Source organism: Spirochaetota bacterium (assembly GCA_030154445.1).
Lineage (GTDB): Bacteria > Spirochaetota > Brevinematia > Brevinematales > Brevinemataceae > Brevinema_A.
The window spans coordinates 126,511-140,407 of record JAGUQW010000007.1; the positions used below are offsets into that span (position 1 = coordinate 126,511).

Consider the following 13,897-nt stretch of genomic DNA (forward strand, 5'->3'; position numbering starts at 1 on the left):
ATAACAATCAAAAACACCCTAGTATATATACTAGGGTGTTTTTGATTGTTATAAAATATTTGTATTAAACTAATCTACAAAAAGAACACGACCTGCTGTATCAAAATTATCAAATCTATATAAATCTTGAGGAAGCTCAGTTGCCTCACGTCCAGATGTACTAAAGAAACCCTTACTATCCAATTCTGATCGAGTGTAAAACTTAGGCTGATCAATAAAAGTAACTAAAGGACTGCCACTGAAGTTAGGATTAACTGTACTTCCATCCCAAATCATTAGATACCTCAAACCAGTAGGATGTCCAGCTGGAATTCTAACAATCATTTTTCCTTGATGCTTTAAGGTTAAATAAACATCAAAATTATTGATAGTATCAGTTCCCCAAACTTCTTTCACAGAAGATATTTTATCTCCATAATAACCACCGGACATAGTTATATGACGAGCTTTTGTTCTATTATCTTTAGGATTTTGTAATTGAAGTTCATAGAAGTTCCTTCCAGTATTATCTAGTGGAATTAGTACTTTCTTTCCTTTAAAGAAATCTAAGATTGGAGCTTCTTTATCATATGGGTTATCATTCACTTCACGATCGAAAACAAACCCTCTAGAATCAAAACCGTCAAATCTATATAAATTGTCAGGAAAATTTGCTCTTCCTCTTTCTGATACCACTAAACCCTTTTGTATCAATTGGCTTCTATTATCAAAAAATTCAACTTCATCCAAAAAAGTAACTGAAGGATTTTCGCTGAACTTTCCATTTTTGCTATCAAAATCTGCAATCAATAGATATTTCTTACCATTATCATGGCCATCTGGAATATAAACAACCATTTGATTTGGATACTCTTTATCTACAAAAACATCAAAAACATTACTAGTATCAGTTTCCCACTTTTTTACAAATGTATAATTTCCCTCATAGTCACCACTGTCTAAATATATACGACGAGCTTTTGTTCTACCATCTTTAGGATTTAATAACTGCAACTCGAATAAATCCCTAGCGTAAATATTTAATTGAACTAGTAATTTTCTCCCTTTGTAGAAATCTAAAACAGGATACTTACCATTTTCAGAAACTGTACCCCCGTTTTTTGAAAATTCACCCCTAGATGAGCTTCTTGAAGATGCCCCCCAAGACATGTTTTCTGTAGAATTCTGGTCTTCTATTGCTGAACACCCTGCCAGTATAACTACTGGTAATATAAAATAATGAAAATATCTCATAGATACGATCCTCCAAGCCCTTGGCTATATATTTATAATAAATATTAATTATAAATATATTAACATAAAATTTTATATATGTCAAGATTAATGAACTATATTTGATAGATATAATAATCAAAATACCTAAGTTCATGCTAATGTATTGTAGATATATTATTAAGCCTAAAATAATATATTAGTTGCTATTTGAGTTAAAAATGTTATAATATTATATCAAATAATAAAGAAGAAATTAGATCGCTCACAAGTATAAATGTCGATGTCTAACAACTTCACTAAAAGCATCCTCTCTAATATTAAAGTAAAAGTATACTTTTTTGGAGAATAATATCTCTCTATTATATGAATCGAAAAAATATAAAATAGGAGTATTCTATGGATTATCAAAACTATCTATCTGTAGCTCTAGCATGTGCAAAACAAATTTCAATAGTATTTAAGGAAGGCTTTTATAGTCAAAATAGTATTGAATGGAAATCAGAAAAAGATCCTGTAACAGAATATGATAAAAAAATAGAACAAATTTCTCGGAAATTTATTTTAGATCATTACCCAGATCATGTTATTTTAGGTGAAGAAGATGGATTATATAATAATAATTCTGATTTTAAATGGATTATAGATCCTATTGATGGTACAATTAATTATATTAGAGGGATACCATTTGTTGCTTATAGTTTAGCACTTTTATATCAAGATGAAATTATTATTTCCGTGGTATCAAATCCTATTTTAGAAGAATATTTCTGGGCAGTAAAAGGACAAGGTGCTTATTTAAATGATAACAAAATACAAGTAAGTATTTGTAATGAAATAGAACACTGTTATCTTGCTTTTGGTACTTATAAAGAAAAATATGTAAGTATCTACCATGAGCTGATCCAACAATTCCAGTCAATCCGTAATCCTGGATCAGCAGCACTTGCACTTGCTTATGTAGCTTCTGGCCGTATGAATGGTGCTGTTTATTTCAAGTTATCACCATGGGATATGGCTGGAGGGGTATTATTAGTTACAGAAGCTGGAGGAAATATCAATAATATAAATAGCACAGATTTTTCTCTAGATAATTTTTCTATTATTGCAAGTTCCAGTGTCATACATAGTCAATTAAATAAAATAGTAACAACCTTATAAATATATTAGTAAAATAAAAAAGCTATCTCTTAACGAGATAGCTTTTTTATTTTAAATACCGTCATTAGAAATCTCTTGATTTTTAGAGCTAGTTTCATCCCCAAAAATTTTAATATTCATACAAGCTTCAGATTTTCCTTGACGTAATAATTCTTGAGGATCTATTAAGATTTCTCTTTGATCTAATATTTCTAATATAAGAGGAATATTAATACCACCGACTACACCATAATTTTTATTATTTTCGTACATAAGTATAGCTGCTTGATTAAAAGGAGTGCCTCCAGCAATATCACATAAAAATATTACATTTCCTTGATGATTTGTAAAAACTTCTTGAAATCTATCTTGCAAATTTTGAGAAGACATTTCTTCAGTAAAATTAATAAAATATAAGTTATCACATTGTCCTATCACTAGATCTAGCATGGATTTAATACCTGTGGCAAAGTTTCCATGTCCTGTAATAATAATCGTAACCATAATTAACTCCTAATTAATATTGTTTATCAACAATCACTAAATCAATATTTGAATTTTTAAATTCTAATACTTGTTCTTTTGAAATATTACTATCAGTAATTATAGTACTAATCTGTTCAATAGATAGCCATATCCATGTAAATAATTTCCCGAATTTACTAGAGTCAGTAAGAAGATATATTTCACTTGCTAAATTTGTTATATTGTGTTCAGCCATATTTTTTTGAATAATTGCTCTCGAGGCACCTCTAACAGCATCAATGCCTTCTGTTCCTAAAAACAATTTATTAATATGAAAATTTTTAATAAAAATATCTGAAAATTCTCCTACTAATGCTTGATCTTGATGTTGTAGAACACCACCTACACAGATTGTAGTAATTTGAGGGTATTTTAATAATTCTGTTAATATAGGAATAGAATTAGTAACAACTGTTAATCTCGTAAATTGATAGAGATGTTGACACATATATAAGGTTGTAGTTCCTGTTCCTATAAAAATAGTATCACCATCATTAATAAAAGAACAAGATTTGTGAGCAATTAACAATTTTTCTATATTAGTAAATTTTTCTGAATAAGAATGTTTTAAGACTCCTCTTTTATAAGATAATCCATGTTTTTTAGCAATATTCTGACAAATATTACGAACAACAGGAACACTATAATTAAATAATATTGCTAATTCTGAAGAAGTTAAAGATTTTTTTTGATATAACAGTTCTAATATTTCTTTATCAACATTTTTTATTTTTTTTGGCATTGAAAACTCTTTTTTATTTTTCATATTATACACTTATCTATTAAAAATATCAATAAAAAAAATCAATAATAATATTAATATTTTATATTATTTTATAAATACATATATAATAAACAAATAAATACTTTTTCATATGAAATAATATAAATATTGTTTATTTTATTTCATATGATATAATATAAACAGAAATACAATGAAAAATAAAGGAGATTTTATATGATCGAAACAATTATATCTCAAAATCGCATACAAAATAAAGGAGGTTTAATTTGTATTTGTTCTGCACATGAAGATGTTATTCATGCATCCTTTGATTTTTTATCACAAAATCCAGAAGTGAAAATTTCTATAGAAAGTACTGTTCAACAAGTTAATCAAGATGGTGGATATACAGGAATGACACCTCAAGATTTTAGTGATAAAGTTCGTGATATTGCTAAAATATATAATATATCTTCAGATCAGTATGTACTTGCAGGAGATCATCTTGGTCCAAATGCCTGGAAAAGTCTATCTTCTTCAAAGGCTATGGGGAAAAGTTTAGTATTAGTGGAAGAGTATGTAAAGGCAGGATATACAAAATTACATATTGATCCTAGCATGTCTTGTAACGATGATAATAGCCCTCTATCAATAGAAGTAATTGCGGACAGAACTGCTATACTAATACAAAGAGCTGAAAAAACAGCTATAGATCACCTAGGATCTTCTGATCATCTATTTTATATTGTAGGTACAGAAGTTCCTGTTCCTGGAGGTTCTCAAGAACACGAAGATCATGTTTCTGTGACTCCATTACAAGAAGTGGAATACACTATAAAGGTGATTAAAGAATATTTAGGAAAATATAACTTACAACATATATGGTCAAAAGTTAAAGGAGTTGTTGTTCAACCTGGAGTAGAATTTGGAGATGATTTTGTTTTTCCTTACATTCAAGGTCAAGCAAAAGAGCTTAAATTAGCAATTACAGATTATAATCATTTAGTATATGAAGCTCATTCTACAGATTATCAAACTACTCAAGCTTTATCAGGATTAGTTCATGATCATTTTGCTATTCTTAAAGTAGGACCAGAATTAACTTTTTCTTGGAGAGAAGCTTTATTTGCTCTAGATAAGATTGAACAAGAAAATCCAAATATTACTCCTAAATCTAATATTAGAGAATTTATCGAAACAGAAATGCTTGCTCATCCTGAATACTGGAAATATTATTACAATGGTAGTACTGAGGAATTAGCATTTAAAAGAGTGTATAGTTTAAGTGATAGAATTCGTTACTATTGGAATAGTCCTAAAATTGCAAAAAAAATACAAGATAGTTATCCAAATCTTGAAAAGGCATTGAATTATGCACTAGTATCTCAATATTTACCTTGGGTATTAGAATATAATGAAAAATATAATTGTTCAGAATTTTCAGTTCAAAAAATTTTACGCTGGAGCGTAGAAAAAGTTATTCAGAAATATTTCAATGCAATAAATAACTAAAATAATTAGAGGGAAATTATGTGGAATGATATTATAAATAATCCAACAGATGTAAAGTATGTTCATACTTTAAAAGAAATTCTTCAACAACCAGAGTGTTGGAAAAAAACAGGTCAATTAATTTTAGAAAATAAATCACTAGAAAAATTTTTAACAGAAGCATTAAAAGATGAATTTAGACCTATTATAGTATCTGGAGCTGGATCGTCTGAATTTGCTGCGAAAAGTATTTTAGACACCTTAAGTACAAGATTCAATAGAAGAGTACTTAATGCTGCTAGCACAGATATTGTTATAAATCCTGAGAAATTTGCTATCCCCAATGAACCTGCATTGATGATTTCTTTTGCGCGTTCTGGAAATAGTCCAGAATCTGTAGCATCTGTAGAATTAGTGAAACAGGTGTGTCCTACAACTAAACATCTTATTATTACTTGTAATAAAGATGGTGCATTAGCAAAAATGAAAAATGAGAACACATTTTGTATTATTTTACCAGAAGAAACAAATGATCAATCTCTTGTTATGACTAGTTCTTTTTCTTCTATGATATTAGCTGCTGTATTATGTAGTTATTTTACTGATAAAGAATATGCATATAGAGCTATCGAGCAGGTTTGTCAATATACAGATACTATTTTTACTAATGTTGTTGAGCAATTAGAACTAATAATGAAAAATCCAAATATTGAGCGTATTCAATACTTGGGGTCATCAGATGCTTATGGGTTGCTTACAGAAGGTCATTTGAAAATGTTAGAAATGACAGATGGGCGTATTGCTACAAGAATAGATTCTTTTCTAGGATTAAGACATGGTCCACAAGTATTTGTTAATAAAAATACTGTAGTTGTTGCCATATTGTCCATAGATCCTTATGTAAGAAAATATGAAATAGACATGCTTAGAGAATTAAAATCTAAAAATCAGGGTTATGCTTATATTGTTATTGGAAATAATCCTAATGAAGTAGAATTGTTGAATTTAGTATCATATTCTACAGGAGAATGTGATAACTTTTTTAGACTTCTACCTTCTATAGTAATTGTACAAATGCTAGGGTTCTTTAAGAGTTTATATTTAGGATTATCACCAGATGTTCCTAGTACTTCAGGTACTATTAACAGAGTTGTTCAAGGGGTGATTATTTACCCATTTAATAAATAAATCAAATAAAAAATAAAAGGATATATTATGCCAAATATTAACTTAATTCGTATAGATAATAGATTAATTCATGGACAAGTCGCAACATCATGGATTCAACATACTAAAGCAAATTTAGTACTAGTAGCTAATGATGAAGTATCAACTAATACCATGCGTCAGGATCTTATGAATACCATTGTGCCAGGACATGTACAGACAAGATATTTTTCACTCCAAAAAACAGCAGATGTTATTCATAAAGCTACAGATTCTCAACATATTTTTCTAATTCTAGAAAGTCCCATAGATGCTTTATGGTTGAAGAACAATGGAGTTCCTATAGAATATATTAATATTGGAAATATGCATGGTGGTGATGGTAAAAAATCACTAGCTAAGGCTGCTTACGCTTCAGAAGAAGAAATACAAGCTCTAAAAGAATTAGTATCATTAGGTGTTATTGTAGATTTTCAACAATTACCAGTTGATTCTATAGATCATCTTAATGAAATCATTCAAAAAATTTAAATTATAGGGAGGATATTATATGGAACCTACAATATTACAAATTATATTAATTGCGGTATGGACAGGGATTGCTGGAGTAGATCTTTTTGATGGATTACTTCATATTCATAGACCGTTATTTTCAGGAATGGTTATTGGATTAATTTTAGGAGATTTACCGACTGGTCTTATAACAGGAGCTACTTTAGAATTAATTTTATTAGGAGCTATGCCTGTTGGTGGAGCACAACCTCCTAACGTAGTTATAGGTGGTGTATCAGGTGTTGTATTAGCAATTACTTCGGGATTAGAGCCTCAAGCAGCTGTTGGTATAGCAATTCCTTTTGCAGTATTTATGCAAAGTCTTATTACTCTATATTTTACATCTTTTGTTCCTGTTATGCATAAAGTAGATTCTGAGATTGAAGCAGGAAATGGTGAATCTGCTATTATTTCTGCTAATTATTTCGGAATGTTTATATTGTTTGTATTATATGCTTTTGTTACGACTATTCTTACTATCGGTGGTACAAAAACAGCTGATTTAGTCACTAAATTACCAGAATGGATTACCCATGGATTGTCTGTTGGTGGTGGTATATTGACAGCTGTTGGACTTGCTATTTTGTTAAAAATAATGTTTTCTACTAGATATGCTATTTATTTAGCATTAGGTTTTATCTTAGTTACATTTTTTAATGCACAAATTCTACCTGTTGCAGGAATTGCTATAATTATTGCATTTATCGAATTTTACCTTGCTCAAGAAATTGGCAATCAAAGAAATACAAATCAAACACCAGGAGATAATGATGGAATCTAAACAATTATTAAACAAACATGATTTAAATACAATAGCATTTCGTTCTATGTTTTTGCAAGCATCCTTTAACTATGAAAGAATGCAGGCTTGTGGATGGTCTTTTGCTATTCTTCCAGGATTAAAAAAAATATATAAAAACCAGCCACAAGATTTTCAAAATGCTTTGAAACGTCATATGGAATTTTTTAATACGCACCCTTTTTTAGTAACCTCTATTATGGGATTGGTATTAGCTATGGAAGAAAAAAATGAAGATCCTGAACTCATACGAGGATTGAAAATTGCAATGATGGGTCCTTTAGGTGGGATTGGAGATGCTATTTTTTGGTTTACTTTAATTCCAATAACAGCTTCTTTGGGAGCAGGATTAGCATTACAAGGAAATATTTTAGGACCATTTTTATTTATTATTCTTTTTAATTTGGTTCATCTTCCATTACGCTTTGGACTTATACATTATTTCTATGCTTTTGGATTAAAAGCTTTTGATACTTTAAAGAACATAACTGTTCATGTTCAAAAAGCTGCTAGTATTATTGGTGTAACTGTTGTTGGTGCGTTAATAGCTTCTTTTGTCCGTATACAGTTGGCTCTTGAATTTAATGTTGGTGAAAAAATAGTTAATGTTCAAACAGAAATTATAGATGCTATTATGCCTAATTTGTTACCTTTGCTTGTTACATTAGGAATTTATCATTTGATTGCTAAAAAAGGATTTACTCCTACAACAATTATTTGGTTTGTTATTGCTATTAGCTTGGTACTTTCTTTCTTAAAAATATTATAAATTATTATAGGATATATCAATGAAAGGTATTAAAGCAAGTAAAATTTTTAATGGTAGTATCTTTATTCATGATGCTGTTATAGTATGGAATAACAATCGTATTGTTAATATTGGTAATCAAAGTATTCTATCTCTATATAATATTGAAAAACATAATATTATTTCCACACCTAATATCATTGTTCCTGGCTTTGTAGATATACAAGTAAATGGAGCTGGTGGTGCAAATTTCTATGGAGAAGGACTCACTTTAGAAAATCTAACAATTATGGCTCAAACTTTAAATAAATACGGATGTACATCTTTTTGTCCAACACTGATTACTAGCTCTGATAAAGATATTAATACAGCTTTGGATTTGATTAATAGTATTTCCGATTTAGATACCATAGGAGTATTGGGATTACATATTGAAGGTCCTATGTTTTCTCAAGAACATAAAGGTGCACATAATCCAGAATTAATTAGAGTTCTCTCTCCAGAATTAATTGATAAAATTTGTAAATCTAAAGTGAAAATAGTTTCTTTGTCTCCAGAAGTTGCTCCATTAGAATATATCAGAAGATTAACAGATGCAGGTATTAAGGTATCTATTGCTCATACAAATTCAACTTTAGATCAAGTACGGATTGCAGAGTCTTTTGGATCGACTATGGGTACACATTTATATAATGGTATGAGTAGATTTTCTTCTAGAGAACCCAATGTTGTTGGAGCTTTATTAACCAGTAAAAACTCCTTCTCATCTATTATTCCAGATGGTATTCACTCGGATTTTAACTCTATTATTATGGCTCACAAGTGCTTAGGAGAACGCTTGATTACAATTACCGACGGAATTGTTGCTATGGGAACAGATATGACAACATTCAAATTAGGTTTTCAAAATGTTCATATTAACGAAAAAAATCATTGTATAGGAGATTACGGAGGATTAGCAGGATCGATGATAACTCCGATTGAATGTCTCCAAAATCTTGTAAACTATTGTGAATTTTCTTTGGAAGAAGCATTGATTTCCTATACTAGCGCTCCTGCGAATTCTTTAGGAATGGAAAAGTCTATAGGCTATTTAATGCCAGATAACTACGCAGATTTTTTAATTTTAGATAATGATTTAAATCTCAAATCTATTTATGTTAAAGGAAATCTTATTTAGCTTGTTAGTTCTTTCAAATAAGTATACCCAAAAACACCCCACTTAATTAATGGGGTGTTTTTGCTATTATTCTATAAATCTCTAATCTTATTTATTTACTTACTTGCTATCTTACTATCCAACTCCCTACAAATCTCCAAGGTCTCCAAACTCACACGCACTATTCTCGGAATGAGATCAAAAAGCCCCGCTCGTATAGTTTGCCAATCGTAGGTATCTAGTCCCTCGTTGATGAGAGTAGCATGATGAAGCTCTTTCTCAGGATTTAGCTTTTTGAATTTGTGGTATTTTACGATCCAATCCAATGCCGAACGAGATCCGATTTTGTAGTTGAATACTTCTAGGGGGATATTCTCGATTTTGTTATGATTATCAAGGATAAGCACCCCACTCTTTTTGTCAATTTTCATAGGATGAGTAACATGATTTTTGTTAGGATTGTCTATCCCAGTAGGCAAATAATCATCATCTCTCGTAATTTTAAGATCTGCCAATGGAACTATATTCATATAATCTGCATGTAACACAATCAATCTCTCGCCACGAGATCTATAAAACTCAAAGACCATGCGGTCGGCGACCATGCAGTCAGCGACCATACTATCAGCGACCATACTATCAGCGACCATACTATCAGTATTTATTTGATCTTTATCCTGCTGATTTTCGCTAAGGCTACTAATCGATGAGAAACCAGCCGAATGACTGTCGTACATAGGTATACGCGGGTAGTCGGTTTTGAGGTTGTCGGTGTATTTGGACTGGTAGGCAGGCGAGGATAGCACAGCATAGCAATACTGCATGATGTCTAGGGGTGACAGCTGATCCCCGTACTTCTCTCTGAAGAGATTGAGTCCCCAGTCGGTGATGTTCGAGCTCTTCGCCCCATGCTCATCATACACATATAGTGGGATTGATATAGCACTAGCATTTCCAAAGATATCAAGATTTGAAACCATTTTACTAGCAATGACCTCTTGGGGTCTTCTAGAAATTGGTACAGGCATATTAATACACAGATTCTCACCTGCTATGCCTGACATCGCTCCTGCACCTCCTGTGCTCGCTGTGTTTCGGGCATCCGTGCCTGACATCGCTCCTGCACCTCCTGTGCTCGCTGTGTTTCGGGCATCCGTGCCTGACATCGCTCCTGCACCTCCTGTGCTCGCTGTGTTTCGGGCATCCGTGCCCTCAGGAAAGATCTTGGGATTTTTATATAATCGTTGTACATAAGGATATTCAAAATAGACATAAGATTGACAAAAAGGTCTATAGAGACTTTTTCTAATTTTTTTCTCATCAAAGAGTATTTCTTTATTTTTACACATATAATCGATAGTATCACCTACCCATTTTATAGAATAGTCAAGCTCTTTTTTCATATGGTAATCGTCTAATTTTTTACCCTTGTGTTTGGATCTTTCTACATCATAGACGGTGATGAGTTTTTGTACTTTGTTAGCTAATTGTGTAGGATTTTTATCATAAGCCCATTGATCTCTATTAGTAGCTACCCCTAGACTGAATAGTTTGAAAATTGCTTTATGATCGGCTCCGTCTTTAATGAGTATCCCTTTGTTTTTGACAGTTTTATTAATCAATTCTGGGTGGCTGTCAAAATCATTATCCGTCTGTCCTAGCCATTGTCCATTATCCTTGGGCAGGATCTGTTCAAAAGGTATTTTGTTGAAATTCTCAGTAAGCTCCGTGAGCTTGAATAATTTGTTTGCTCTCGTAGCGAAATCTTTCATCGTGTAGTATTGGATCTTTGCTTTTTTGTCTTTGATCGCCGAATCTCTTATCAAAAATATAATAGCCGTTCCCACCATAATATTAAAGACGCTTTGTCCTTCTTTTCTGTCATTTTTTCGAGCATTACCTTTGAGATCGATGACATAGACATAATCAAATTCTTTTTGGAGACATTTGCGGAAGCCGTCGTCTTGTCTTGCGTCCAGATAGGCGTTGTTCGTAATGAAGGAGATCATCCCATGATCTTTGATCCTATCACTAGCCCAGCGTATAAATCGCTTGTACATATCGAATTGTTTTGTTTTTTGTGCTGTGCTTTGTTTGATGTAGGTATCTTTGATACGAGCATCGACGGTGGTGTAGATTTTGTTTTTGTTATTGTGGTTTTCGCTTTGTTGGTTGGCGTTATAGGGAGGGTTGCCGATCACGACGGAGATCTCTTGCTCGTACTGGCGTATCGCTCTCTCCAAATTCTCATCATTTAAATTCGCTATGCCGTATAGGTGTCCATCTTCTTGTTTGGACTGAAATTCCAAAGTGTCAATAAGACAAATATTCTCAAAAGATTTGTAAGTGTTCGTCATTTCTCTATAGCTATACTCTATATTAAGATTCGCAATATAATAAGGCAAAATATCTATCTCATTCACGAAGAGCTCATTCTCATATTTGTACTCAAGATCTTTTTTGGGAAGTTTTTCTATTAACTCAGACATAAAAATCCCCGTCCCTGTACAAGGATCAAGAATCTTGACTCCCTTACTGCTGAGGTTTTTGGTAAAATGCGTATACAAGAGATCATTGGTAGCTTCTATCATAAAACGAACTATAGACAAAGGCGTATAGACTACCCCTTGGATATCGGCTTTTTTGTTGTTGAGTGCCGTATAAAAATCTTCATAAAATATTTTGAGGACATCTTTTTTGTCTTCTTTACTCATTTGGTGTATGTAATTTTTCATGGAAATAATGGAGTCATGAATGCGTGCTTTTATGTCGCGTTTTTTGTCACCCAAAGTATTCATCAATTCATCTACGGTACGGGATATGGTGTTTTCTTTGTGAAAATCATTATCTGAGAAAAATTGAATAAAAATATCTTCTGTCAAAATATGTTGAATAACGATTTCGAGGACATCTTCTTTCTCAAGATTTTTGTTTATTGATTGTTGACATAATTCCAGAAATTCATTTAATTTGCTTTCGAAGGCTTTGTTGGTGGTCTCTTCCTCCGCAAAATCCCTACGCATCTCATCGGCGAGGAGGGGGACTTGGATTTTGAGAGTTTGTTTGGCATCGAGGAATTTTTTTTGGTCGTCAGTCTGATACTGCACAAACTTCAAAAGCACTCTATTAAGTTCCTCGGCATCAGTCATATCTATATCAACAACTTTTTTACCAGCTTGATACAAGACTACTCTCTCAGTATTTTCAAACAGAATATTAAAGCTAGGGTAACCCCTGTCTTCGAGTTTGTGGCGTATCTCCAGATCGAAATCATCTTTGGTATCTTTGTTTTCTATATGTCCGACGGGGATTTGTTCACGACTAATTTTGGCATCGGGATAATTGTTGAACAAGCCATTTCTCTCTTTCTGCTCATACTGAAGATGTAATCCTTCGCTATTAAGATAATGTTTTAGTAATTCATAAAAATGTGGTCTGAGATTCTGTTCGTTATTAGCACCTTGTTGTTTTTCTTTGTCTATGGATTTGTAATACTTAGTAATATGGGAAATCATTAAAACTCCTTAACATTATATATCTTGATATTATACCATATTTTACAAATTTTTTCTATAATTCACTATATATTTTATTCACTAGCCCATTCTCTACAATTCTAATCTCCTCAAGTGTGAGTCTATACAGAGTACAATCAACTTTTTTATCCTTATTTACTTTAGATAAAATTATATCTGTAAGAGATAAGCTTAACCCCCTATCATTTAAAATAGAAAAAATATCAAATGCATATTCTTCGTTTAAAGTTATAAGGCTAATCATTTGATATTTATTTATTTCATTCTTGAATCATAGTCTTTAGGATTTAATTTTTTACCAAAATCATACCCCATCGCAATATATCCTCCAAAACCAACGATAAGTTGTTGATTTGGATCACGTATTAAATTCATTTTTGTTCTTATTCCCCAGTAAAAACCATTAAATAAGGTGTTTTGATACCCTAATAAATAAATAGATACAAAGCTACCTGTATCTATCAAACCACTTTGATATCCAACTCCGATAAGATCAATATAAAAACGTGAACCATCAGATAAAATAGACCCTACACTATATTGGAAACTAGATGCAAATCCTACGGATATTTGTTTATTAAAACTTCCACCACTTAAATTCCCTGTTCTTTCTATTCCTAACCATTTTAGATCGAAATTTAAAACATGAAGCACATTATCATCAATAGAGCTTCGAATCTCAGGAGCATATAAAAAACCTATTCCAGTAGGTAATCCTAAAGCTGCATAAAGTTTTAATGAGTGATTAATATATAGAAAATTCTTCTCTTCTTGTCCTGTTAACGGGCTTGTTATTAGTGTTAAAAGTATTAACATTTTTTTCATATTAATGTTTCCTTAATTT

Annotated in this window: 12 protein-coding genes; 7 read left to right on the plus strand and 5 right to left on the minus strand. The window is 31.6% G+C overall.

Annotated features, from left to right (window positions below):
• Positions 1-69: 69 nt before the first annotated feature.
• On the minus strand, positions 70-1,149 hold the full coding sequence (locus tag KFW21_04625) for a hypothetical protein (protein MDK2818715.1): 1,080 nt from the start codon (positions 1,147-1,149) through the stop codon (positions 70-72).
• A gap of 462 nt (positions 1,150-1,611) precedes the next feature.
• On the opposite strand from KFW21_04625, the gene KFW21_04630 reads away from it, so the two are divergent.
• Positions 1,612-2,373, plus strand: coding sequence for an inositol monophosphatase (locus KFW21_04630; protein MDK2818716.1), 762 nt, complete (start codon positions 1,612-1,614; stop codon positions 2,371-2,373).
• A 51-nt stretch (positions 2,374-2,424) separates the two neighbouring features.
• Here the strand turns inward: KFW21_04630 and KFW21_04635 are convergent, their stop codons facing one another.
• Positions 2,425-2,856 carry a PTS mannose transporter subunit IIAB gene (locus KFW21_04635; GenBank protein ID MDK2818717.1) on the minus strand — a complete coding sequence of 144 codons (432 nt, stop codon included), beginning with the start codon at positions 2,854-2,856 and terminating at the stop codon, positions 2,425-2,427.
• Positions 2,857-2,869: 13 nt separating this feature from the next.
• Positions 2,870-3,619 (minus strand): DeoR/GlpR transcriptional regulator, encoded by a 750-nt coding sequence (locus KFW21_04640; GenBank protein MDK2818718.1) that lies wholly within the window; start codon positions 3,617-3,619, stop codon positions 2,870-2,872.
• A gap of 216 nt (positions 3,620-3,835) precedes the next feature.
• On the opposite strand from KFW21_04640, the gene KFW21_04645 reads away from it, so the two are divergent.
• Genes KFW21_04645 through nagA form a run of 6 tightly spaced genes read left to right on the plus strand, consistent with a single transcriptional unit; the run spans position 3,836 to position 9,538 of the window.
• A complete protein-coding gene (locus KFW21_04645) occupies positions 3,836-5,113 on the plus strand; it encodes a class II D-tagatose-bisphosphate aldolase, non-catalytic subunit (GenBank protein ID MDK2818719.1) in 1,278 nt (425 codons plus the stop codon).
• Positions 5,114-5,131: 18 nt separating this feature from the next.
• Positions 5,132-6,280, plus strand: a complete 1,149-nt coding sequence (locus tag KFW21_04650) for an SIS domain-containing protein (protein MDK2818720.1) — start codon at positions 5,132-5,134, stop codon at positions 6,278-6,280.
• Positions 6,281-6,307: 27 nt separating this feature from the next.
• A complete protein-coding gene (locus tag KFW21_04655) occupies positions 6,308-6,790 on the plus strand; it encodes a PTS sugar transporter subunit IIB (GenBank protein ID MDK2818721.1) in 483 nt (160 codons plus the stop codon).
• 19 nt (positions 6,791-6,809) lie between these two features.
• Positions 6,810-7,592, plus strand: a complete 783-nt coding sequence (locus tag KFW21_04660; GenBank protein MDK2818722.1) for a PTS sugar transporter subunit IIC — start codon at positions 6,810-6,812, stop codon at positions 7,590-7,592.
• Complete coding sequence (locus tag KFW21_04665; GenBank protein ID MDK2818723.1) at positions 7,579-8,379, plus strand: PTS system mannose/fructose/sorbose family transporter subunit IID; 801 nt, start codon at positions 7,579-7,581, stop codon at positions 8,377-8,379. Before KFW21_04660 ends, KFW21_04665 begins: the two co-directional genes overlap by 14 nt.
• A 19-nt stretch (positions 8,380-8,398) precedes the next feature.
• The gene (nagA, locus tag KFW21_04670) at positions 8,399-9,538 is read left to right on the plus strand and encodes an N-acetylglucosamine-6-phosphate deacetylase (protein MDK2818724.1); all 1,140 of its coding nucleotides are present in this window, start codon (positions 8,399-8,401) and stop codon (positions 9,536-9,538) included.
• A 95-nt stretch (positions 9,539-9,633) separates the two neighbouring features.
• On the opposite strand, the gene KFW21_04675 is transcribed toward nagA, so the two are convergent.
• A complete protein-coding gene (locus KFW21_04675; GenBank protein MDK2818725.1) occupies positions 9,634-13,032 on the minus strand; it encodes an N-6 DNA methylase in 3,399 nt (1,132 codons plus the stop codon).
• 276 nt (positions 13,033-13,308) lie between these two features.
• Positions 13,309-13,878, minus strand: a complete 570-nt coding sequence (locus KFW21_04680) for a hypothetical protein (GenBank protein ID MDK2818726.1) — start codon at positions 13,876-13,878, stop codon at positions 13,309-13,311.
• Between the last annotated feature and the right edge of the window lie 19 nt (positions 13,879-13,897).

Excerpts from the sequence above, each read along its gene's own strand:
- KFW21_04625 (MDK2818715.1), bottom strand. The coding sequence starts at position 1,149 with ATGTCTTGGGGGGCATCTTCAAGAAGCTCATCTAGGGGTGAATTTTCA.
- KFW21_04630 (MDK2818716.1), top strand. The coding sequence starts at position 1,612 with ATGGATTATCAAAACTATCTATCTGTAGCTCTAGCATGTGCAAAACAA.
- KFW21_04635 (MDK2818717.1), bottom strand. The coding sequence starts at position 2,856 with ATGGTTACGATTATTATTACAGGACATGGAAACTTTGCCACAGGTATT.
- KFW21_04640 (MDK2818718.1), bottom strand. The coding sequence starts at position 3,619 with ATGCCAAAAAAAATAAAAAATGTTGATAAAGAAATATTAGAACTGTTA.
- KFW21_04645 (MDK2818719.1), top strand. The coding sequence starts at position 3,836 with ATGATCGAAACAATTATATCTCAAAATCGCATACAAAATAAAGGAGGT.
- KFW21_04650 (MDK2818720.1), top strand. The coding sequence starts at position 5,132 with ATGTGGAATGATATTATAAATAATCCAACAGATGTAAAGTATGTTCAT.
- KFW21_04655 (MDK2818721.1), top strand. The coding sequence starts at position 6,308 with ATGCCAAATATTAACTTAATTCGTATAGATAATAGATTAATTCATGGA.
- KFW21_04660 (MDK2818722.1), top strand. The coding sequence starts at position 6,810 with ATGGAACCTACAATATTACAAATTATATTAATTGCGGTATGGACAGGG.
- KFW21_04665 (MDK2818723.1), top strand. The coding sequence starts at position 7,579 with ATGATGGAATCTAAACAATTATTAAACAAACATGATTTAAATACAATA.
- nagA (MDK2818724.1), top strand. The coding sequence starts at position 8,399 with ATGAAAGGTATTAAAGCAAGTAAAATTTTTAATGGTAGTATCTTTATT.
- KFW21_04675 (MDK2818725.1), bottom strand. The coding sequence starts at position 13,032 with ATGATTTCCCATATTACTAAGTATTACAAATCCATAGACAAAGAAAAA.
- KFW21_04680 (MDK2818726.1), bottom strand. The coding sequence starts at position 13,878 with ATGAAAAAAATGTTAATACTTTTAACACTAATAACAAGCCCGTTAACA.